This is a genomic window from Chitinophaga eiseniae (assembly GCF_900167135.1).
Classification (GTDB): Bacteria; Bacteroidota; Bacteroidia; order Chitinophagales; family Chitinophagaceae; genus Chitinophaga; species Chitinophaga eiseniae.
The window spans coordinates 2160037-2186600 of the sequence record NZ_FUWZ01000001.1 but is presented as its reverse complement, the minus strand read 5'-3'; the positions used below and the strand labels follow the sequence as shown (position 1 = coordinate 2186600).

The 26564-nt window shown below is 51.8% G+C and carries 1 protein-coding gene; it reads right to left on the bottom strand.

Annotated elements, in window-relative coordinates; all coding sequences use genetic code 11:
- Nucleotide 1: 1 nt before the first annotated feature.
- Nucleotides 2–26104, bottom strand: a complete 26103-nt coding sequence (locus tag B5D63_RS08950; protein ID WP_078668362.1) for a non-ribosomal peptide synthetase — start codon at nt 26102–26104, stop codon at nt 2–4.
- Between the last annotated feature and the right edge of the window lie 460 nt (nt 26105–26564).

The window sequence follows — 26564 nt, the reverse complement described above, 5'->3', positions numbered from 1 at the left end:
TTTACAAAATGAAAGACCGGGTATCTGCTTCATTCGGCTGTACATCCCGCCGGTTTACCTGGATGTGTACCGCCAGCGCACTGATGGTAGGCAGCTGGAAAAATGTACTTACCGGCAGTGTTACCTCATAGGTTTCCTGTACCGCTGCGAGGACACGCATCGCCAACAGGGAATGCCCGCCTATCTCGAAGAAATTATCGTGTACCCCTATGCGTTGTATATTGAGCAACTGTTCCCATATCATGGCAAGCGTTTGTTCTATTTCACCGGCCGGCGCCCAATATTCCCTCGTACGCGCAATACCAAGATTCAACTGCAGAAGGGCTTTCTTGTCAATTTTTCCGCTGGGTGTCACCGGCAGCTCATCCAGGAACGTCAGCATGGCGGGAACCATGTATTGTGGCAATTTGTTTCTCAGCCATGACAACAACCCTTCCTGATCAATATTCCCTTTACGGATAATATAACCAGTCAGCATCTTATCCTGCTGGCCGGCTGGCCGGACAAGCACCACCGCCTGACTTACTTCGGGGTGTTCCTCTATTACGCTCTCTATTTCTTCCAGCTCAATACGATAACCACGGATCTTCACCTGGTCATCGACCCTGCCAAGGTATTCTATGTTACCGTCAGGCAGCCATCTCCCAACGTCGCCTGTTTTGTAGATCCTATAACCGGATGGCGTTGTAACAAAACTCGCCGCTGTGAGGTCCGGACGATGCAAATAGCCTCGCGCCAGCCCCGGACCTGCCACACATATCTCTCCTTTTACACCTACCGGGCACAATCCACCCCAGGCATTAAGAATGTATACCTGCACATTGGCAACGGGTCTCCCTATTACGACCGTATTATCAGGCTTTACCGGGTCACCGGTGAGCGTAGAACATACTGTATTCTCTGTGGGTCCATAGGCATTCACCACACGGATACCTTTCTTCATCATATGACGGGCATCTTCCACTCGCAGGGATTCACCGGCAGACACCACTGTCTTCACCGGCCCGAGCATATCTTTTACAATGCGCTGGTAGGAAGGCGGCAATGTCACCAGCTCCACCTGCTGACGTTCCAGTAATGAAGCGAAACGGTCCACAGACAGCAGGTCCTCTTCCTCTGGCAATACCAGCGTTCCGCCGCTCATCAGGGTATTGAAGATCTCATAGCAGGCCGCATCAAAGCTGAAGGAAGCAAACTGCAACGACCGCATACCGGGCCGCAAATACAGTGCATCCCTTTGGCTCTGTACAAGGTTGTATACACCGCCGTGCTCAACCATGACCCCTTTGGGATGACCAGTGGAACCGGACGTGTAGATCACGTAAGCCAGTTGATCAGGAGAAGGGAGCGTACCAGGACTGATTACAGGGTAAGTGTCAATGATACGCCGTTCATCATCCAGCAGGATAATATCCGGCAACTGTTCTACCTGCAAACGCTGCACCGTGGCGCGGTTGCTTATCAGCAAGGCGGCGCGTGTATCAGACAACATATACTGTATACGCTCCGCCGGATATTCCGGATCAACCGGCACAAAAGCCCCGCCTGCCTTCAGAATCCCCATAACGGCAATGATCATCTCCGGTGTCCGGTTAATGGACACCGGCACCAAAGTTTCTGCAGATACGCCTTTATCACGCAGGTAGTGGGCGAGTTGAGAAGACCGTTCATCCAGCGCCTTATAGGTCAGTTGGCTATCGCCATGCAGTACGGCCGGCGCATCCGGATTGTTCGTTACATATGCAGCAAAGAGGTCCAGGATCGTTTGGTCAGGCTGTAAAACATAACTGGCAGGAATGTCATTAAAGGCAACAGTTACCTCATGTGTTTCAGCGGGAGACAATACCGACAACAATGCTACCGGTGTTGCAGGCGCCCGGAGGATGGCTGCCAACAATTGCTCAAAATGAGCTGCCATGCGATTGATTGTGTTCCCGTTAAAAAGATCGGTGCTGTATTCAATATTACCTTCCAGTCCCTGTGCTGTTACAGACAGTATGAAGGTTAGGTCAAACCGGGAGGTCGTCTGTCCGGCATCCACGGGTAAAAGACGAAGGTGGTCCAGCTCCGGCAGGGATGTTTCCGGCATATTCTGTAATGCCATCATTACCTGGAAAAGAGGGCTGCGGCTTCTGTCATGCTCTTTGACTGCCACTTCCACCACTTTCTCAAAAGGTGCATCCTGATGCTCATAAGCATCCAAAGTGGTTTGTTTGACTTGCTGGAGGAACGCTGTGAAAGCCGGGTTATGCGCCAGGCTGCTTCTAAGCGCCAGTGTATTCACAAAAAATCCGATCAGGTTTTCAGTTTCCAGTTGCGTTCTGTCTGCAACAGGAGTGCCCACACATATATCCTCCTGGCCGCTGTAATGATACAACAACACCTTGAAAGCAGCGAGTAACGTCATAAAGAGCGTAACCCCCTGTTGCTGTGAAAATCCTTGCAGCGCATCAGCCATCTCCTTGCTGAGATGAAAATGGCCGGAGGCCCCGCGGCCCGTTGACACCGCCGGATATGGATAGTCTGTCGATAGCTGCAGCGGCGTAGTCCCCGTTAATTTAGCCTTCCAGTAATCAAGCTTCCTTTCAAGCACTTTACCAGAGAGATAGTTACGTTGCCAGATGGCGTAATCCGCATACTGGATCTCCATTGCGGGCAGCAATGCTTTTTCTGCCGTACTATATGCCTTGTACAACGCGGTCAATTCATTTACGATAACCCTTATGGACCAACCGTCTGCTGCAATATGATGCAGGGTTAATACCAATACATGTGTATCTTCTCCTTCCTGCAGCAGGTGGGCGCGGAACATGTAATCTGCCGACAGGTCGAATGGTAAACGTATCAGCGCATCCACGTCATCATCGCCGGTGATAGTTGTCCAGTCCCAGCCGTCTTTTTCAAGAATATGCTGATAAGGCTGCCCGCCCGAAGTACGGATGACGGTGCGCAGCACTTCATGACGATTAACAATCTCCTGTAATGCCTTCCATAATGCCCTCCTGTCCAATATGCCCTCCATGCGCAGGATGGCAGGCATATGATACTGTACGCTTCCTTCCAGCTGATCAATGAACCACAACCGTTCCTGGCTATACGAAAGCGGGAGGTGCTGCGGATATTCCGGCGTCCTGGTCACAGGCGGTAATATTTCTCTTGTCAGTCCGGCCATATACACGGAGAGTCCCGCAATAGTGGGATGCTCGAATATCTTCCTGACAGGAATCTCCAGCTGTTCATATTTCCGCAGGGCAGCTGCCAGGCGCATTGCCAGCAGCGAATGCCCGCCAATCTCAAAGAAGTTGTCGTGGATACCCACTGCCTCTATATTCAGCAATGCTCCCCAAATGCCTGCCAGCAGATGTTCCCGTTCATTGCGAGGCGCCACGTAGCTGTCCGCACGCCAGGACGCGCCGGGAGCAGGCAATGCCTGTTTGTCTATTTTACCATTGGCTGTAAGCGGGAAAGCGTCAAGCGCTATCCATATAGCAGGTACCATATATGCAGGCAGCTGCGCTTTAAGATAGGTGGAAACACTGTCCCTGTCAAAAGCATTGTCACATACGATGTAGCCCACCAGCTGTTTGCCGGTAGCCGTATCTTTTACCAGTACCACAGCCTGTTTAATACCTGGATATTGCTGTAATACATTTTCTATCTCGCCCAGCTCAATGCGATATCCTCTCACCTTCACCTGGTCATCTGCACGACCTCTGTATTCAATAGTTCCGTCGGGCAGCCAGCGGCCAACATCTCCCGTGCGGTACATTCTTATTCCCGGACGGAAGGGATCCATTACAAAAGACCTGGCCGTAAGCGACGCCCGGTTGAGATAACCGCGTGCCACGCAAATCCCCGATACACATATTTCTCCCGGCACACCTACGGGGCATAAGCTGTTCTGACCATCCAGTATGTATATATGCATATTCTGCAAAGGCCTGCCGAGTGGCACATTCAGGCTCTCCGGCGTATGGTGCATAATATGATGACAAATATCATCAGAGGCCTCCGTAGGGCCGTAAGCATTCACAACAGGAATATGCCCATACAGCGGATGTTCGAACCATTGTGCCAGTATATGCCTTGGAAGCACCTCCCCGGTTACCAGCAGGTATTGCAGTTGTTGCAATGTGGCCGTGGTTTGCTCCTGAAGCAATGCACCGAGGTAAGATGGTACAACTTCCCAGATAGTTACCTTATCACGGTCAATCATCCGCAGCAGCGTTGCCGGCTGCAGTACCGTTTCTTCGCTGTAAATAACAGTAGTTCCGCCCGCCAGTAAGGCCGACAGCATCTGCCAGACAGAAATATCGAAAGTAGGCGAAGCGGTATACGCTACCACCGATGCATCGGTAATATGCAAGTCGCTGATTTTGGCATAGAGATGATTCAGCATGCCTCCATGTTCCACCATAACGCCTTTGGGGCGGCCTGTAGACCCTGAAGTATAAATAACATACGCCAGGTCCTGCGAAGCCACCGTGTCTGGCAGCGGACCGGAGGGGTATCCGCTGAGCTTTTGCCCGCCGGTGTCCATAACAATAACAGACAGGCCTCCCGGAAAGTCGTGTTTTCCATTTTTACCGGTTATCACTATTCCGGCAGTGGTATCATCCAGGATGTATTGTATCCTGTCAGCCGGGTAATCGATATCCATCGGTACATAAGCGCCACCCGCCTTCATAATACCCAGTATGGAGATGATCATTTCCGGTGAACGTTCCATGCATATCGGCACAAGCGTGTCCGTTGTAACCCCCAGCTCGTGCAGGTAGTGCGCCAATCGGTTGGAATGTTCTTCCAGACTGGCATAAGACAGGCGTTGCCCATCCATCATGACAGCGATGGCATCCGGCCTGCGCGAAGCCTGTTCACGTACCAGCGCTACCAGGTTGCTATGTGCCGGGTAATCTTTCGTTGTATCATTGAGCGTTTCCGTCAGTTGTATTTTTTCCGACGGGGTAATACCGTTTAATGCACCTATGTGGTTGGTCTCCTGCGTTACTATTTGCGTATATACCTGTGCAAAATGGCCTGCGATGGCAGCTACATAGGACTCGTCCAGCAGGGAGGCATTATAACTGAAACGTACAGTTATTTTTTCACCGGTGGAGATGGCGATGCTGAGCGGGTAATTGGTCTGCTCATTCATCTCCACATTACCGGCCTTCAGCTTCCAGGGCTGTGCGGCCAGCAGATGATTTACAGGATAGTTTTCGAATACCAGCAACGTATCAAAGAGGTCACCGGCAACGCCCGCCCACTGTTGTATATCTATCAGGGACGTATACTGGTAATTACGTACCTGTGTTTGTTTGGCCTGAAGTTCCTGCAGCCAGGGAACAATTTCCCGGCTATCGTCTACAACAGTATGCAGAGGCAGCGTGTTGATGTAAAGCCCTACCCGCTGCTCTACTCCTTCCAGGTCGGCCGGTCGGCCGGATACCGTCACTCCGTAGGCAACCTGCCGGTTACCGGTATAGCGATACAGCAGGAAGGCCCATAAGCCCTGCATCAATGTATTCTGGGTGATATGGTACTGATGGGCAAAACGCTCTGCAGCAGCACCTTCCATATAGATGATATGCTCCCCGTATTCACCGGCGCCTTTGTTCCTTGCTGCCGTAGTGCCAATAAACGGCAACAGACATCCTTCGTGCAAGCCCAGCAAATACTCCTTCCACCATAATTCTTCTGTCTCCCTGTCCCTGCGGTACAGATAACGTATATAATCCTCATAGCGGTCCTCTGCCACAGGTACCGGCTGTTTGCCGGTTGCCAGCGCTTCATAGGTTTGCAGCAATGCCTCCATCAACACCGGGATAGACCAGCCATCCAGCAGGATATGGTGGAAAGTCCATTGCAGCCTGTATTTCTCATCACTGAGCTGCAGCAAGGTAATACGCATTAAGGGAGGTGCTTCAAAGTCAAAGCCCCTGGCCCTGTCTGCCGCGCTGAAGGCCATTACTGCTTCTTCCCGTTCACTGTCGGTCATATGCCGGTAGTCAATCACTGTTACCGGTATACGTATATGCTTATATACACATTGCACAGGTACGCTGAATGCTTCGCTGTAAAAAGCGGTACGCAGAATGCTATGACGGAGCAGCACTTCATTCCAGCTTTGTTCAAGCAGGTCAGGCCGCACCGCTGTCAGCTCACAGGCGAACTGGTCGATATAAGCGCCCACCTCTTCATCAAACAGGTTATGGAACAACATCCCCTCCTGCAAGCTGCTTAGTCTGCTCATGCTGCTCAGGTGCAAACGCCTGGTGGCCTCCTGATAAGGCGCATCCAGGAAGCCGTCCAGCTCTCCATTGCTGATCACATCTCCCAGATCGTAGTCGGCGGGGGTAAACACAGGATGCTCTACGGATAAACATTGATCTATCAATGCTTCCAGGCACAGGCAATATTTCTCCGCCAGGCGATGAATGCTGTCCGCCTCGAAATGATGCCGGCTGTATCCCCATTGCAATATCAGCTCTCCGCCTTGCACCACCGCATTCACGGCCAACAGATGCTGCACCGGTAAATCACCGCCCGCATCAGTGTCCAGCGATTCGCCCGCAATACGCAGGAAGCCATCCCTTTCCACCATATTATCCGACTGACCAAGGTAGTTGAACACCACCTGCCAGGGATCCTTTTCCTGTAAGGGCTCCAGCCTGTTGATATATTTCAGTACGCCGTAACCCAGCCCTTTGTCCGCTATTTTACGCAGCTGTTCCTTCACGTCTTTCAACAGTTGTTCATATGTGCTGTTGTCAGCCACTTCCAGCAATACCGGGAACAGGCTGGTAAACCAACCCACCGTGCGGCTGGTATCTACCGCCTCGCTGATATGCTCCCGGCCATGTCCTTCCAGGCCTATCATTACCTGGCCGTTATTATTCCATCCTGATAGTGTATGTGCCAGCGCTGCCAGCAACAGGTCGTTAATCACCGTATGATATGCCTGCGGAACATCCTGTAGCAGCTGCCTGGTACGATGGGCATCCAGGCGGACCGTATGGCCTTTCATATCAGCCATGGTAACCGGCGCAGCGGTGGTTTTATCAGTACGTAACGGTATGTTCCTCTTCACTGTTTGTGTCCAGTAGGACTGCTGGTCCAGCAACCGTCTGCTGCCGCTGTAATTTGCAAGCGCCTGGTACCACTCCCTGCAGGAACTGCTTTTCGCACCTATATCACCACCCTGCAGCAACAAGGCCAGGTCTTCCAACAGAATACGCCAGGATACGCCATCTATTACGAGATGATGGATTGTCAGCAACAGCCTGTTTCCGCCTATTTCAGCAGGTGTCTGAATAAATACGGCATTACACAATACACCTTTTGTAATATCAAGGCTGTACTGGCTGCTGCCGTTTATATCCCTGATGGCTGCCGGCAGCTGCGCCGGCGTAATATGACGCAAATCCTTTACCATCACCTGCCCTTCATAGGTCCCGTACACCTGTTCCCATTCAAGCCCGTTTCTGTTAAAAGTGAAACGTAGCGCATCATGATACCGGTGGAGTTGTTTGATCGCTGTATCGACTGCAGTTGCGGTAATGGACTTATCAATATTTAGCAGGACGCTTTGGTTAAAAGGTACCTGTGTATCCGAAACATTTTCGAAATACCATTGCTGTATCGGCAACAACCCGCTGCTGCTGGTTAGTGTGCCTTGTTCGGCGTTCGTGGCTGTTCCCTCCTGTAAATAGTACTGCGCGGATATTTTCTCAATCGTCTGGTTTTCAAAAATGTCGCCCACCTTCAGTTCAAAGCCGGCACGCCGTATACGGCTGACCATCTGTATCACAATAATGGAATCGCCCCCCAGCTCAAAGAAATTATCGTGTATCCCTACCTGTGGTACACTGAGCAATTCCTGCCAGATGCCGGTCAGTGTTTCTTCCAGGGCATTCCGTGGCGCTACGAAAGCAGCAGTATCGGGTATTTCTTTTTCCGGCGCCGGCAAGGCTTTTTTATCAATTTTCCCGTTGGCATTCAACGGCAGGGACTTCATCTCTATGAGGAAAGAGGGCACCATATAATCCGGAAGGCGCTCTTTGAGGTATTCCAGGATGCCTGTTCTGTTGAAGGTATGCTGGGGCACTATGTATGCTGCGAGATGCTTGTGCTGATGCACCGCATCTGAAACAGCCATTACAAATGCCTGTTTTACCAATGGGCACTGAAGCAGGACACTTTCTATTTCCCCGGGTTCTATGCGGTAGCCGCGGATCTTCACCTGATCGTCCGCACGGCCCATGAAAATAATATTGCCATCCGCTTCCCGGCGGGCCAGATCTCCTGTCCGGTAAATACGTTCTCCTTCGAGGAATGGGTCCGCCAGGAACCTGGCAGCGGTCTGCGCTTCATTGTTCAGATACCCCCGCGCCACGCCGGCCCCTCCCACATATAGTTCACCCGTTACACCCACGGGTACCGGTTGCATCGAACTGTCAAGGATATAAGCAGTTCTGTTGTTTAATGGTACTCCTATAGGGGTAACCGCCCGGAGACCGTGCAAATCTATGCGATAGCTCAGGGAGAAGGTGGTATTCTCTGTAGGCCCATAGATATTGCTTACCGCAATAGCGGGGTAAGTCGTCTGTAGTTTCTCCACATGTTTTTCCGACATTTTCTCTCCCCCTGTCAGTATCACTTTCATTCCCGCAAACACCGTAATATCGGTATCTACCAGCTGATTGAACCAGCTGGTGGTGAAGAACATTTTACTAACGCCCTTGCTTTGCAGTTCTTCTTTCAATACAGCCACATCTAGCAGATCGTGTTCGCGGCTCAGCACCAGCCGTCCGCCGTTCAGCAGCATGCCCCAGTATTCAAAAGTGGTAGCGTCAAAGGCCACCGATCCCGCTGACAGGATTGCATCCGTTGGCCCGAATGAGATATAGTTGGAGTTATATACCAGGCTGGTTACGTTCCGGTGCTCCACCAGCACCCCTTTCGGGCGGCCGGTAGATCCTGATGTGTACATCACGTATGCCAGGTTATCTGCACGTACCGCTACGGCAGGGCCACCTGATATCGATGAAAAATCTGTCAGTGTATCGATGCACAGTACTTCCTGTTGCGGTTGCAGCGCGTTGAGCCGTCCGTTACTCCGGCGGTCGGTGACCAACAGGGGGCCTCCCAGATCTGAGAGGATATAGTTGATCCGGTCATCCGGATAGTCCGGATCTATCGGCGCATAGGCGCCACCAGCCTTCAGGATGGCCAGCAGGACCACTATCATGTCCGGCGAGCGGTGCATACATACCGGTACACGTGTTTCAATGGTAACGCCCTTGCGTTGCAGATAACCCGCCAGGGCGTCTGAACGTTCATCCAGCGCAGCATAGGTAAGCGAGGCGCCTCCAAACACCACGGCAGTGTCATCCGGCCGTTGTGCCGCCTGTATCCTGAAAAGGTCCGGGATAGTGGCAGTTGCGGGATAATCCACTGTAGTAGCATTGAAGCCATACAGCAGCTGGCTTTTTTCTTCGGGGGTCAATATGTTGATGTCATCAAGGCGTGTTGCCGCTTTATGAATGATTTGCAGCAATGCCTGTTTAAAATGAGCAGCGATGCGGGATGCATCATCATCACTGAGCAGATCACTGTTATAGTTGAACGCCAGACGGGTCTTATCACCCATTGTCACGATGATGGTCAGCGGGTAATTGGATATCGGGTCTGCCGCTACTTCGCTGATCCGTAACGACCAGTTCTGTGATGCCAGCACATCGCTCACGGGATAGTTCTGGAATGCCAGGGCGCTGTCAAACATATCGCCGGTAATACCGGTGAGCCGTTGCACGTCATTCAACGGTGCATACTGGTATTCCCTGCTATTCAGCTGGTCTGCCTGCAGTTCCTGCAGCCAGGCGCTGATCTCCCGCTCTCCGCTGACGGCCACCTGCAATGGCACCGTATTGATATACATGCCTACCCGTTGCTCTATGCCCGGCAAGGATTCCGGCCTGCCGGACACCGTGATGCCATACACCACCTGCCGGCTGCCAAGGTACTTATATAACAGGAACGCCCACACTCCCTGCATCAGTGTATTGGGGGTGATACGGTGCTGTTGTGCATATTGCGACAACACCGTAGTAACCGCCGCGTCCAGGTTTACTTCGGCCTCCCTGAATATGCCAATTCCCTTAGTACTCTGCGATCCATTGATAAAAGGCAATAACGTGCCTTCCGTCTGATGCCGCAGGTAGTGGCGCCAGTATTGTTCTTCTGCGGCTTTGTCCTGCCGGTAAATAAAACGGATATAATCTTCATACCTGTCTTCAGGTAACACTACAGGCTGTTCTCCCTTGAGCAGAGACCCGTATACCTCCAGCAGTTCCTGTACCAGCACGGGGAATGACCAGCCATCGAGCAACAGGTGATGGGAAGTCCATAGTAAACGGTAGCGGCCTTCACCAAGACGGACAAGCGTTACCCGCATCAGCGGGGCGATACCGAGATCGAATCCCTGCCGCAGATCGGCTTCTTCAATGGCCTGCAGCTGCGATGCCGTTCCGGCGTCATGTATCGCTACCGGCAGCGTCACCTGGTGATACACGCATTGTACCGGCACATTAAAGGCGTCATAGTAAAAAGCGCTGCGCAGGATGGTGTGATGTTGCAGCAGATAATTCCAGCATTGCAGGAACACTTCTTCGTTTACATTCTCCAACGTACATTTAAACTGCTCTATATAAGTTCCCGCCTCCTCATCATACAAGCTATGGAAAAGCATTCCCTCCTGCAGGCCGCTCAGGCGGTACAAAGCAGCCACCTGGCTTCTTCTGGGCATACCGTTGTAACCGGCATCCAGGAAACTGTCCAGCTCCCGGTAGTCCACCCAGTGCTCCAGGCCGTAATCAGATGGTGTATAGACAGGCGTCTGCGCGATACAATGGTGAATAACAGATTTAAGGATGACGAGATAGGCGTCTGCCAGTGCGGCGATCGTTGCCTTATCATAATGCAGACTGCTGTACCCCCAGTGCAGTATGAGTTCTCCATTCTGCACGGCGCCATTGATAAATATTTTATCGTGAAGAATAAACGCTTCTCCTACCGCATTACCGGCAGCTTCTTTCGCCAGCCTGAGGTATCCGGATTCCTGCACCAGGTTGTCCGATTGCCCCAGGTAATTAAATCCGATCTCCCATGGGTCTTTTCCCTGCAGATTGTCTGCCAGGTCGATATATTTCAGCACCATATATCCGACACCGTTATCTTCCACTTTACGCAACTGCTCCTTCACTGATTTTACCAGGGAAGCAACATCTGTGGTACTGTCAGGCTGTAACAGCACGGGATACATACTGGTGAACCAACCCACGGTACGACTGGTATCAATACCCGGAAGAATATCTTCACGTCCATGACCTTCCAGTCCGATGACAACGCTGCGGCTCTTGTTCCAGTCACATACAGCGGCGGCGAGTGCGGCCAGCAGGATATCGTTGATATCTGTATGATAGGCACGCGACACTTCCTGCAGCAAATACCTCGTTTGCGTAGTATCCAGGCGAATTTCGCAGGTGTTGGTATCTTTCATTGTCACAGGCCCTTCTACCTCCCTGTCAACCCTGAGCGGTGTATGGAATTGCGTGAGCTCCTCCCAATGCTGCCGCTGACGCTGTAATTGCGGCGACTGTCCATAATCTACCAGGGCATCATACCACTGCCGGTAGGAACTTGTTTTGGGGCCCAGTGTGATTTCGGGGGAAACATGAACATCACTATTCAGCAATAACGAAAGATCTTCCAGCAGGATACGCCAGGAAACGCCATCCACCGCCAGGTGATGGACCAGTAGCAACAACCTGTTGTTTTCTGTTCCGGGTGCTGTCAGTAACAGCAAGGCACGGAACAGCACTCCTACCCCGGGATCAAGACTGCGTTGGTACTTATCGCCCAGGGTATTAATCCTTGTGGCCAGTTCACTGTCCGGGGAATCCGAGATGTCCACCGTTTCCAGTCCGGCGATATGATTTCCGTAAATCTGCTGTATGCCGCCGGCATGATCTGTATACCTAAACCGGAGGGCATCGTGGTAGACGGCCAGCTGCTGTATGGCTTTATCCAGTTTTTGAACGGAAATGTCTTTTGATACTTCCAGCAGTAAATGCTGGTTAAAATGCGCACCGCTTTGTCCGTTGGTATCAAAATACCATTGTTGTACCGGTAACAATCCGGCGGCCCCGGTCAGTTGTCCCTGTTCGGCAGTAATCTGTTGTTGGGCATTCTCCTGTAAAAGCTCACTCAATGCAGCTATTGTCTGGCTGCGGAAAAGGTCCCGTGGCTGCAGTATATAACCGGCGCGCTTAGCCCTGCTGACTACCTGGATAGTGATAATTGAATCACCGCCAAGCTCAAAGAAATTATCGTGTATACCTACCTGTGATATGCCCAGCAGATCCTGCCAGATGCCTGCCAGCATGGCCTCCGTTTCATTGCGGGGCGCAGTATAGGTATTATGGGAAAGCTCGTTAGCGTCCGGGTCCGGGAGCATTTTACGGTCGACCTTCCCGTTGACGGTGACCGGCAGTTTCTCCAGTTGCTGCAGTATGCCCGGCACCATATATTCCGGCAGCCTTGCCTTCAGATGCGTAAGGATAGCTTCACGGTCAAAGGCGGTACGGGGCACCACGTAGGCTACCAGGCGTTTGTTATTGAATTCATCCGTCTTCACCGCTACAGCTGCCTGTTCCACCCATTCGCTCTCCTGCAAAACGGTTTCTATTTCTCCCAGCTCAATCCTGAATCCGCGTACTTTTACCTGGTCATCCTTCCTTCCGGCGTATTCGATATTTCCATCTGCCAGCCATCTCCCAAGATCACCGGTTTTATACATCCGGCCACTGAATCTTGTGTTATAGTGGTTTTTAGTAAATTTTTCCCTTGTCAGGTCCGGCCGGTTCAGATAACCTCTGGCCAATGCGGCGCCACTGACACAGATCTCACCGGGTATACCCACCGGGCACAAGCTTCCGTTCCCGTCCAGGATATGTACCTGTACATTGTGAATTGGCTTACCAATGACTACCCGGCCGTCTATAACCGGCTGCCGTGCTATGGTCACGGTAACCGTGTTCTCCGTAGGGCCGTAACCGTTCAGCATACGGATACCTTTAGCACCGATATACAGACCGTCTTCCTTATTGAATGCTTCTCCCACCGAGATAATTGTCTTCAGGGGACCAAGCATGTCCCTGATAATATGCAGGTAGGAAGGAGGTAAAGCGGCCACCGCCACGTGATGCCTGTGTATCAGGGCTGTAAAGCTTTCCGCGGATAAAAGGTCGTCTTTTTTCGGCAGTACCAGTATACCGCCATTCAATAACGTATTGAATATCTCGTAGCAGCTGCCATCGAAGCCGAAGGATGCAAACTGCAGCACAGGCGTACCTGTCCTGATGTTCAGCACATCCCGCTGCGAATATGCCAGGTTTACAATTCCCCGGTGTTCTACCAGCACGCCTTTGGGTCTGCCGGTTGAACCTGAAGTGTAGATCACATAAGCCAGTTGCCCCGAACCAAACAGCGGCAAGGTAATAGCTGCTGTCGCCGCCGTTTGCCGGATATCTCCATCCAGGCATATTACCTCCATGGTCTCCGGGAAACGATGCCGGCAGGCGCTGCTGCTAACGGCGATACCGGCAGCGGTATCTTTCAGTATATAACGGATGCGTTCATCCGGGTGTTCCGGATCAACAGGCACGTAAGCGGCTCCTGCCTTGAGTATACCTAATATACCGATGATCATTTCCGGAGAGCGCTCTATGCAGATTGGCACTAACGTTTCAGGCTGTACGCCCTTGCTGCACAAATAACGCGCAAGCGCCAACGAACGTTCATCCAGTTCCCTGTAGGTCAGCAGCTGCGACTCATACACCAGCGCCACCGCCTCAGGCGTGCGTGACACCTGTTGCTCAAACGTATCAATGATATTCTGATGAAGCGGATAGCCTGCTTCCGTATCATTGAACTGCCAGCGCAGCATTTTTTCTTCTTCGGGAGGCAATATATTCAGCGCGCTGATATTCGCATGCGGGTCCTGCACGATCGCTTCGAGTAAAACTTCCAGGTGTGCCGCCATACGGCGGATCGTATCAGGGTGGAACAGATCTGTGCAATATTCCAGGCTGACAGACAGCCCTGTTGCCTCTTCGTTAACGGATAAAGTCAGATCATACTGGGAAGTTGTCCTCTCCACAGGCTGCTCTTTTAATTTCAGCGCTCCTAACTGTATTTCAGGCACATCAGGCGTATTCTGTAATACAAACATCACCTGAAATACAGGGCTATGGCTCATATTGCGGGCAACCGCCAGCGCATCCACTACTTTCTCAAAGGGTATTTCCTGGTGCTCCCAGGCATTCAGGGTGGTTCTTTTCACCTGTTGCAGCAGGGATACAAACGACGGATCGCCTGACAGGTTACTCCTGAGGGCAAGGGTATTAATGAAGAAGCCTATCAGGTTTTCTGTTTCCTGGTGGGTCCTGCCGGCGACAGGAGTACCTACGCAGATGTCCGTTTCCCCGCTGTAGCGATAGAGCAACACCTTAAAGGCAGTCAGCAGCGTCATAAACAAAGTACTGCCCTCATTCAGGGAAAGTGACTTCAAATCCTCCAGCAAAGGCCTGTCCAGGCGGAACTGATGTATCCTTCCGCGGGTGCTTTGTTCTGCAGGACGGGGATAATCAGTGGGCAATTCCAATACCGCTACTCCGGCCAGTTCCTGCTTCCAGTATGCTGCTTTCTCTTCCAGCATTTTTCCGGTGAGATATTTTCTTTGCCACAATGCGTAATCGGCGTATTGTACGGATATATCCGGAAGTTGTGCAGGTGTACCGGTGGTGTAGTAATTATACCAGGCAACCAGTTCTTTCACAATAACACTTACCGACCAGCCGTCGGCCGCAATATGATGCAGGGTTAGCACCAGTGTGTGCGTATCTTCCGCCATACGGATAAGATGTGCCCGTAACATATGATCTGCCGCCAGATCAAAAGGATGTTTGATGATGTCGTGGATGGCCGTGCTGCTCAACGGTCCATCAATACGGTTCAGTAGCCAGTTGCCGGCAGGCAGGACCTGCTGGAAAGCGATCCCGTTTTCCTCGGTCATTACGGTGCGTAATACTTCGTGCCGGTCTACGATAGCGTTGAGCGCCTGTTCCAGGGCAGCTATATCAAGTTCTCCTTTCAGCTCCAGTATCGCCTGCATATGGAACTGTGTGCTTCCACTGAGTTTGTCGATGAACCACAAACGTTCCTGGCTATACGAAAGCGGTATGCGGTCCGGGCGCTCTCCAGCCGCAATGGCAGGCAACCGGTCTTTCTGTGTCAGCCCGCTTATAAAGGATGCCAGCTCCGCTATAGTCGGATGCTGGAATAATGATCTGATGGAAAGCTCCACCTGCAGGCGGTTGCGCAACACCGCAACCTCACGCATGGCCAGCAAGGAATGACCTCCCAGCTCAAAGAAATTATCGTGAACGCCTATATGGCCCACCCCCAGCAATTCCTCCCAGATGTCTACCAGCAGGGTTTCCAGCGGACCAGAGGGCGCTGTGTACGCCCGTTGGCCCCCTGTGCCCGGATCAGGGGATGGTAATGCGCCTCTATCCAATTTTCCGTTGGCTGTAAGCGGGAATGCGTCCAGCTCAACGATAAAAGAGGGAATCATATAATCCGGAAGCCGCTGTTTGAGGGTAGACCGGATATATTCCTGGCTATAATCTTCAGCCGGCACGACGTAAGCTACTAACTGTTTTCCGCCTCCGGCATGGGTACGTACGGTTATCAATGCCTGTTTTACACCTGGGAGCTCCTGCAGCACATTCTCTATTTCCCCGGGTTCTATGCGGTAGCCGCGGATCTTCACCTGATCGTCGGTGCGGCCCATGTAGGTGACGAGACCATCTGCTTCCCGGCGGGCAAGATCGCCGGTCCGGTAAATACGTTCTCCAGCCACAAATGGAGATGCCAGGAAACGGTCCGAGGTCAGCTCCGGATCGTTGAGGTAACCACGCGCCACCCCGGCGCCACCCACATACAACTCCCCGGTTACGCCTAACGGCACCGGCTGCATCGAACGGTCCAGGATATACGCCGTTCTGTTTGACAGCGGTACACCTATCGGTATAATCGCCCGCAGATCATTTGGGTCGATACGGTAACTCAGAGAGAAGGTGGTGTTCTCTGTCGGGCCATAGCCATTGCCCACCCCTATCGATGGGTATGCGGCCAGTAGTTTCTCCACATGTTTTTCCGACAGCTTCTCTCCTCCTACCAGCACTACTTCCAGGCCCGAAAAAACGGTAATATCCGTATCCACCAGTTGATTGAACCAACTGGTCGTAAAGAACATCTGCGTGACCCCTTTGCTTTGCAGCTCTTCCTTCAACATAGCCACATCCAGCAGCTCATGCTCCCGGCTCAGTACAAGGCGGCCGCCGTTGAGCAACATACCCCAGTATTCAAAGGTCGTCGCATCAAAAGACACAGACCCGGCTGACAGGATAGCGTCTGCGGGTGTATGTGAAATATAGCCGGGATTACATACCAGGCTGGTTATATTATGATGCTCTACCAGCACTCCCTTCGGGCGGCCGGTAGACCCGGAAGTATACATCACATACGCCAGGTTATCTGCATGTAGCTCTACGGTTGCGAGGTCCATGGATGCCGGAACATCCGCCAGGGCGTCAATGCACACTATCTCCTGATCAGGCTGCAGCGATGCCAGCCGGCCGCTTTGATCACTGACGGTGATCAGCACCGGTCCTCCCAGGTCCGACAGTATATAGCGGATACGATCGTTCGGATAGTTGGGATCTATGGGCGCATAAGCGCCGCCGGCCTTCAGGATCGCCAGCAGTGCCACCATCATGTCCGGAGAACGGTGCATACATACAGGCACCAGTGTTTCGGTGACAATGTGCTTGTCCCGGAGATAGCCCGCCAGCCTATCGGAACGTTCATCCAGCGCAGCGTAGGTAAGCGTGGTATCTCCAAACACTATTGCCGTCGCCGCCGGGCGAAGAGCAACCTGCTGCCTGAAAAGGTCCGGTATAGTAGCGGCAGAAGGGTAATCGGCAGCGGTGGCATTGAAGTCAAACAACAGCTGTTGCTTCTCTGCCTCCTCCAGCATCGGCAGTGCTCCTATTGTAGCAGACGGCGTAGCCACCACCGCGTGCAACAGCTGCCGGAAATGACCGGCCATCCGTTCAATGGTCGCCGCTTCGAAAAGATCAGTGCAATATTCCACTGCCAGTTTCAATCCCTGCTGCGCTTCGCGGACAGAGAAAGTAAGATCGAACTTGGCGGTATGGGTTTCTACTTCAGCGCCTGTAACCTGCAAACCTTCCAGCCGGAGCGCATTCAGCTCCGGTGTGTTTTCCAGCGTGAACAGCACCTGGAATAACGGATGACGGGCCAGGTCCCTTTCCAGCCCGAGCGCTTCCACTACTTTTTCAAAGGAAACATCCTGGTTATCGTAGGCGTTCAGCGTGGTCTGCTTCACCTGTTGCAGATATACAGCAAAAGGAAGATCCGGACGAAGACTGGTACGCAGCGCGAGCGTGTTGGTAAAGAAACCGATGATGGGTTCCGTCTCCGCCACCGTTCTTCCGGCCACCGGTGTACCCACGCAGATGTCTTCCTGGCGGGCGTAGCGGTGCAACAACACCTTGAAAGCAGCCAGCAGCAGCATATACAGCGTTACGCCCTCCCGGCGGGCCAGCGTTTGCAAATCGGTATACAGCGTTTTGTCCAGCTGGAAAACGCGGGTAGCGCCACGCGTACTCTGTACGACAGGCCTTACATGATCTGTCGGGAGATCCAGCGACGCAGTACCGGTCAACTGATCTTTCCAATAGCCCAATTGTTGTTGAATAGCATCCGCTGACAGGTATTCCTGCTGCCAAAGTGTATAATCCGCATATTGTAATTCAATGGGAGGAAGTTGTATGCTGGTGCCGGTGGCATAGGCATTATACAATTCCTGCAGCTCTCTTATGAGGATGCCTGTTGACCAGCCATCGCCTGCGATATGATGAATAGTGAGCACCAAGGTATGGCGGGTATCGTGGTGGCGGATCAGATGCACCCTCGCCATATGGTCTTTCTTCAGATCAAACGGCTGATCGATCAGCGTTTTGATCTCCGCTGCCGGCAATGCATGATCTGTTTCCTGCCACTGCCAGACATCCTTGTCCAATACACGCTGATAGTCATTCCCATCGGCCTCTTCCACGACAGTACGCAACACCTCGTGCCGGTTGACGATAGCCTGTAATGCGGCCTGCAATGCAGCTTTGTTAAGTGCGCCATCGAGTATTAATACACCGGATATATGATAATGCACGCTGCCTTCCAACTGATGAATGAACCACAAACGCTGCTGGTTATACGAAAGCGGGATACGTTCCGGGCGTGGTAAGGTGCGGACAACCGTAATATCGCCGGGCTGCGCCTGCTCCCGGACATAAGCAGCCAGCTGCACCACTGTGGGATACCTGAAGATGGTATTTACGGACAATGTTACCTGCAGTTCTTTCCGCAAGGCTGCCACCAGTCTCATAGAGAGCAGCGAATGTCCGCCGGCGGCAAAGAAATCATCGTATATGCCTATCCGTGGTACATTCAGCAGGCGTTCCCATATAGCGGCCAGTTTGGCTTCGGTGGTATTCCGCGGAGCAACATAAGCTTGTTCGGGCAGCAGTGCGGCGGGTCCGGACAGTGCTTTACGGTCCACCTTTCCATTCACGGTCAGCGGGATCTCCGGTAATTCGATCAGTAATCGTGGCACCATATATTCCGGCAGCCTCGCTTTCAGCCAGTCCAGGATGCCTTCTTTATCGAAAGCGCCCTGCGGCACTATATAACCCACCAGCCGCTTCATATCTGCTCCGTCTGAAATTGCCAGCACCACGGCCTGGTTCACCAGGTTGCATTGCTGCAGTACATTTTCAATCTCTCCCAGCTCTATGCGGAAGCCGCGGATCTTCACCTGGTCATCTATACGGCCAAGGTATTCCAGCGTACCGTCAGGCAGCCAGCGGCCAAGGTCTCCCGTGCGGTACAGTCTCTCGCCCTGCCGGAACGGATGGGCAATGAATTTAGCAGCAGTAAGCTCAGGACGGTTGAGATACCCCCGCGCCAACCCCGCGCCACCCACGTACATTTCGCCTGCTACGCCCAGTGGCAATAAATGTCCGTCGGCATCCAGTATGTAAAGGCTCAGCGTTGGAATAGGCTTACCTATCACACTGCTGCTGTTCAGCTGGTCCAGGAAAAGTTCTTTATAGGTAACATGCACAGTCGTTTCTGTGATGCCGTACATGTTAATCAACCTGCATGAGCCATATTGCTGCATCCACGGTTTTACCTTTGCCGGGTTGAGCGCTTCACCACCGAAGATCACATAACGGACCGGTATTATATCCGTATTCGGCACCAGGTAATCCTGCAACACATAGAAGGCAGATGGCGTCTGGTTCAGGATGGTCACGCCCCGGGCCTTTATCAGTTCACCGAAAGCGGCGGTGTCCTGCGCGATATGCTTCGGCACTATCACGACCTTTCCGCCGTAGAACAATGCACCATACATTTCCCATACGGAAAAGTCGAAGCAGAAAGAATGGAACATCGTCCATACATCGTCTTCATTAAAATCATATAGCGGGGTATCTGTCTCAAACAGCCTCACCACATTTCTATGCTCTATCATCACGCCTTTGGGCTTGCCGGTGGAGCCGGAGGTATATATCACATAGGCCAGGTGTTGGCTCCGCAGGCCAGATTCCACAGCGGTTGAAGAAAAACTGTTCAGCAGTTCTCCCGATTCATCCAACGACAAAATCTCCGGTGAGATGTCCATATCGGTAAACAAGGCTTCATGCTTACGGTGTGTTACCAGGAACCGGGCGCCTGTATCTTCTATCGTAAACCGGATACGTTCTGCCGGGTAATCGGGGTCCACCGGCACATAGGCGCCGCCGGCCTTCAGGATGCCCACTATGGCAATGATCATATCCAATGAGCGTTCCAGGCAAACGGGCACCAACACGTCCGGCCCTACGCCTTTCGTCCGCAGGTAATGCGCCAGCTGGTTGGTACGGCTATCCAGTTCACCGTATGTCAGCACCTCTTCTTCAAACAGCACTGCCGGCGCATCCGGCCTGCGCGAAGCCTGTGCGGATATGAGGTCTACCATCGTTACATCCGGATAGGATGCAGCCGTTGCATTAAAATCTTCCAGTAACGTTGTCCGCTCCGCAGCAGTGATCAGGTCAACGTCCTGCAGTGTGGCGGTATTGGGAAGAACAATCTGCCGCAGTACCTGTTCAGTATGTCTTGCGATCGTCTGTACATAGGCGCCATCCAACAAAGTTTCATTATAACTGAACTGTACCTGCAGGGTATCGGCTGCCATCACCACAATGGTCAACGGATAGTTGGATTGCTCTTTCATCTCCAGGTTATCCATCTGTAATGGCCAGTGATGCGAAGTCAGCACCCTGTTCACCGGGTAATTTTCAAACACCAGCAGGGTGTCAAACAATTCGCTGCCAATGCCTGTCCAACGTTGTACATCACTTAGCTCAACGTGCTGGTAGCGACGGCTCTGCAACTGGCTTTCCTGTAGCTCCCGTAGCCATTCGCCAATAGGTATATTATTATTAACAGTGGTATATAATGGTAATGTGTTGATGAACAGCCCGGCACGCTTTTCTATATCCGGCAATCCTTCCGGCCTGCCAGAGACGGTAACGCCATAAACAACCTGTTCGCTTCCGGTATACCGGTACAACAGGTACGCCCACACGCCCTGTATCAGCGAATTCAGCGTAACACGATGTTGTTGCGCGTAGCGCGTGATCTGCGCCAGTAATGCCGTATCCGCTTCAAAGGTAAGCCGCTGGTATTGCCCGGTGCTACGGGTACGGTTAACCGTTCCGGATATAAAAGGCAGTAATCCCGGGGAAGACAGCCCCTGCAAATATGCTTTCCAGTATTTCTCTTCCGCCCCGGTATCCCGGTGCCGGAGATAATGAATGTATTCGGCATACCGGTCTTCCCTTTTTATATCGATGGTCTCGCCTGCCGTCAGCGACGCATAAGTTTGCAGTAACTCTTCCAGCAAAACCGGCACGGACCAACCATCCAACAGGATATGATGAAATGTCCATATCAGGCGGTAAGCGTTATCGTCCACCTGTATCAGCGTGATACGCATCAGGGGCGCTTCGCTGAAATCGAATCCCTGTCGGCGGTCGTTTTCGATGTATTGTTGTATCGCCTGCTCCCGGTCGGCTGTTTTACGATAATCGAGCTGGATGAATGCCAGTACAGATGTTTTATACACCGCCTGCACCGGCACACTGCACACATCGTGATAGAACGCAGTCCGGAATATCGTATGGTGGCGGAGGAGCGCTTCCCAACTCTGACGGAACAATGAGATATCCACCCGGGAAACGGCGACTATGAACTGATCGATATAAGCTCCGCCCTGCTCGTGGTAGAGACTATGAAACAGCATCCCTTCCTGCAGGCTGCTCAGCCGGTACAGGTCTGTCAGCTGTGACCTTCTCAAGCCGCCATTAACCGGTGCATCCAGGAAACGGTCCAGCTCTTCGTTGGTCATCACCGCTTCCAGCCCGTAATCAGCAGGCGTGAATACAGATTCCGCTGCCGCCTGCTCCACACAATGGGCAATCAGGCCGGATAATTTCGACAGGAAGATCTCCGCAAGGGATGTAATACTATCTTCTTTATAATGGCGGGAGCTATATTGCCATTGCATTTGCAGCACTCCTTCCATCACGACGCTGTTCAGGGCAAGCTTTTCCTTCACCATGAGTCCATCACCGGCATGAGCACCAAATATTACTTCATTATCAAGTTGACCAAGATAGTTAAAGAGGATATCCCATTGCGTCTCCTGCTGCAGGGAGGGTTCCTGGTTCATGTAACGCAGTACACCGTAACCCAATCCTTTGTCAGGCGTTCTGCGCAGCTGTTCTTTCACTTCTTTCAATACATCCGCCGCCTGCTTTCCTGCGGGCAATGATAATGCTACCGGGGCAATGCTGGTGAACCAGCCTACGGTGCGGCTGATATCCAGTTCCCCGATCCCGTCTTCCCGGCCGTGGCCTTCCAGGCCGATTACCACCTTGTCGATGCCACGCCACTCCTGCAGCGTTAGCAGCAGTGCGCAAAGCAGGATATCATTACTATTGGTGTGATAAGCTTTTGGTGCTTCCTGTAGAAACTGACGGGTACGACTAATATCGAGCGAGCTTGTTACGGTAGCCATATCCTTCACCGTTATCTCCCCTGTGTAGTTATCATCCGCCGGTAAAGGATGGTACTGTTGTATCACCTGTTCCCACCAGGTTCGTTGCTCCAGGAGTGCAGGCCGGGTGCTGTAATGCTCCAGTGTTTGATACCACTGGCGATAAGAAGCTGTTTTAGTACCGGGAATATCTGCATGTTGCAGCAGTAATTTCAGGTCTTCCAGCAGGATGCGCCATGAAACGCCATCTACAGCCAGGTGATGGACCACCAGCAGCAGATGGTTGCTGCCTTTATCCCCGGAAGTACATAAGGCTGCCTTCAGCAGCATACCTCTTTGTATGTCCAGGCCGGATGCAAGTTTACGGGAGAAAGCAACGATCTTCTGCATAATAGCTTTTTCATCCGCGGCCGGCTGGGATAATGTTTCGATATCCCCGTTATAAGTGCCGTAAACCTGTTTTCCGTTGTTATAGCTGAAACGCAGTGCATCGTGCCACAGCAGCAGGCCTTTGACCGCAAGGCCCAGATCCGCTGCGGTGAGGTGCTTGTCCACCTTTACAATCACATATTGATATAAAGGGGCAGCGCCGTTACCAGACAGTTCGTGATACCATTGTTGAACGGGCAACAATCCGCTTTCACCGGTAAGCAGGCCCTGTTCAGCAGTCGATGCCTGCTGGCGGCGGCTACCTACAATGGCGGCCAGCGCTGAAATATGCTGGGCCGCAAATATATCTTTGGGCTGCAGCTCATAACCAAGGCGTTTCAGCCGGCTGACGATCTGCAACGTATTGATGGAGTCACCACCTAATTCGAAGAAATTATCGTATATACCCACCCGTTGTATGCCCAGCAGTTCCTGCCAGATGCTTGCCAGTGTTGTTTCCACGTCATTCCGTGGCGCTACATAATCATTGATTTGCAGCGCTTCGATATGCGGGTCCGGGAGGGCTTTTCTGTCTGCTTTACCATTGACAGTCAGCGGGATCTCCGTTATTTCCACAAACAATACCGGTACCATGTATTCCGGCAGCAGGTTTTTGAGGAAAGCTGTCAAAGCGTCCTTGTCAACCTGAGTTAGCGGCACTATGTACGCGATGATACGTTTATTGCCCTGTCGGTCTTCGTTGACCACTACGGCCGCCTGGCGGATATCCGGATACAGCAGCAGTGTGTTTTCAATCTCGCCCAGCTCCACACGGAAACCACGGATCTTCACCTGGTCGTCTATACGGCCCAGGTACTCGACGTTGCCGTCAGGGAGCCAGCGCGCCAGGTCGCCGGTTTTGTACAGCCGGCCACCAGGTCCGTTAATAAATCTTTCTTCCGTGAGTTCCGGGCGGTTCAGGTAGCCTCGTGCCACCTGGACGCCACCGATATGCAGTTCGCCTGCAACGCCCACCGGCAGCAGCGCTCCCTCACTGTTGAGTATGAGTATCTGTGTATTTGATACCGGTTGACCTATCGGTACGATGTTGTTTTTATAGTGACGGGGGGCATGCCAGCAGGTAACGTCTATCGCTGCCTCCGTGGGGCCGTAAAGGTTATACAACTCTGCATCAGGCAGCTTTAACTGCAGGTCCTGCACTTGCTGAGGTTTCAGGGCTTCGCCACTGCATATGATCCTGGTGAGCGGTAACGTTTCTCCATCACCCAGGCTGTCCAGGAATACCTGCAACATAGAGGGTACAAAATGGACCGTACTGATATTATAACGCCGGATCGCTTCTTTCAGGTAATCGGCATCCTTTTGTCCGTGAGGGCGTGCCAGCACCAGGCGGGCGCCTGTGATCAGCGGCCATAACAGCTCCCATACAGACACGTCAAAACTGAAGGTCGTTTTTTGCAGCACCCCTTCTCCTTCCTTCAGGCCAAAGTAGGACTGTTTCCACAGTAACCTGTTAACGATGCCCCGGTGCTCATTCATCACCCCTTTGGGCTTACCGGTGGACCCTGATGTATATATCACATAAGCCAGGTGGTGTGGCTGAAGGTCCGCATCAACGGCTATTGACGGCAGACTGTCCAATACCGCAGCCGATTCATCCATCAACAGTATTTCGGGTGATATGTCCATCTCTTTAAGCACCGCTTCATGTTTGCGGTGCGTTAGTAACAGTGCTGCTCCCGTGTCTGTTATCATAAAGCGGATACGTTCTGCCGGGTAGTCAGGGTCCACCGGCACATAAGCACCGCCGGCCTTCAGGATACCTACTATGCTGACGATCATATCCAGTGAGCGTTCCAGGCAGACCGGCACTAACACATCCGGCCCTACGCCTTTCGTCCGTAGGTAATGCGCTAATTGATTGGTACGCTTATCCAATTCACCGTAAGTCAGTATATGGTCCTCCAACAACACTGCGGGCGCCTGAGGCGCCCGCAATACCTGTGCAGCTATCAGATCTACCAGGGTGACATCTTCATAAGATACGGCGGTGGCATTAAAACCATCCAGTAGCCGGTGTTCCGCTTCCGGTAAAACATCTATATCGCCTACCTTCCCATTCAGGTGATCGTTGAACTGCCGGAAGATAAAGAACAAACGTTCTGTCAGCAGTTGTATATCATCCGTGGTAAAGTACTGCCTATCAAAATCTATCCTGAGTTGCAATGTCTGTTGCTTGCCATAGTCCCGCCACCAGAACTCGAGCGGGTACCTGCCGTAACCCACCGGTATGTCATAGGTGGATGCCTGTACCTTGTCACCCAGGTCTAGTCCCAGGTCCAGCGCCGCATAATTCACCACCACTTCCAGCAGGTGGTCATCAGCAGCATTGATTTTAAAATGACGGCTCAGATCTCCTATCAGATATTGCTGATGGCGGTAATCTTCCCGCTGTGCAGCAGCAATCTCTTTGATCATTTCCAGGACAGTGCGCTCGGGGTTATATCCCCCTTTATAAGGTAAGATGCTGGTAAACATCCCTACAATACCCCGCAGTTGTTTGTTTCTGCGTTTATGCAGCGGTGTACCGACAAGCAATTCCGTAGCACCCGCTGTTCGGGCGAAATAAACCATTAAGGCTGCTATGGTGATCTGCTGCAAACTGCAGCCGGTTTGCGCGAGCAGGGCATCCAACACCGCCATTATACCGGCATCGGGATCTGTAATCACTGTCCCGCTTTTATTGCCGGTTACTGCAGGTTGCTGATATCGCGGTTGAAATAATTTCCGGGGAACAGCTGCAATCTTCTTTTTCCAGTAGGTAGCATCCTTTTGATAGGCGTCACTGTGATAATAAGTATCTGCATTGATAGCCTCTTCCCTGTAGGAAGGGTAGTTAAACGATATTTTCTTACCAGCTGTCAATGCATTATACCGGCGACTGATGTACTGATGTTTTGCGGAGATACCGAAACCATCCGTAATCAGGTGATGGTATTTAAAATAATACCAGTACTCTTCCCCTGATATTTTGAGGAGGTACTGCTCAAACAGCAGGGTGTCCTTATTAATAATAAAAGGTTCATTCGTACGTATCTCCATCCATTGCACAGCGGCATTACCTCCTTTATCGCTAAAATCCAGCACAGCCAGGTCAGCCTTGCGGAAATCATCGGCAAAATATACACCAGCGGTTTCCAGCGAGGGGTCAAAACGCATACGGAATGCGTCAAATACTTCGGGTAAAGAACAAACAACAGCAGTGAATTTTTCAACATCAAGACATCCGGTTATTTTCGTATAACCACCAATGTTATAATAAGTACTATCTGTATTAATCAACTGATCCTTGTATACATCGTACTGAGACGGATGTAATGGGCATAATACTCTTGACATAGTCTTTCTTTTGGGTGTAAAAAAGTAATTGAAACCTGTGACAGATAGGAAATAGCGGCAAATGCGGTATGTTATCCGCAGCAGCAGAATGGTTATTTTGAGTTAGGTGGTAAATAAAATTAATTGCTTCATCGAAGCAACACAGCTCTCACAGCAGCTCTCATAAGTGTCTGCAAGTATTTCAGTCAGCCGACTGAATAAGAAAGTTTCCGGGCTCCCTGACAGTTATCGTCAACATAGGAATAGTAACCTCCGCATGGTAGTTCAAAAAGGGTCTTATTCAATTTCAACTGCTAAATAAATGCACTTATCAGAAAGCTGCGCTCATACAACAGCATTGAACGTTGCAGGTACGATCTTTTTCAAAAATGGGTATATCTTTCATAAGACTATGGTAAATCATATAGAATTTAGATTTAGTTCGCCATCCTCTTCAATAACACCGGTGGCTGGTGTATAA

Coding starts and splice junctions, on each gene's coding strand:
- B5D63_RS08950 (WP_078668362.1), bottom strand. CDS start 26,104: ATGTCAAGAGTATTATGCCCATTACATCCGTCTCAGTACGATGTATAC.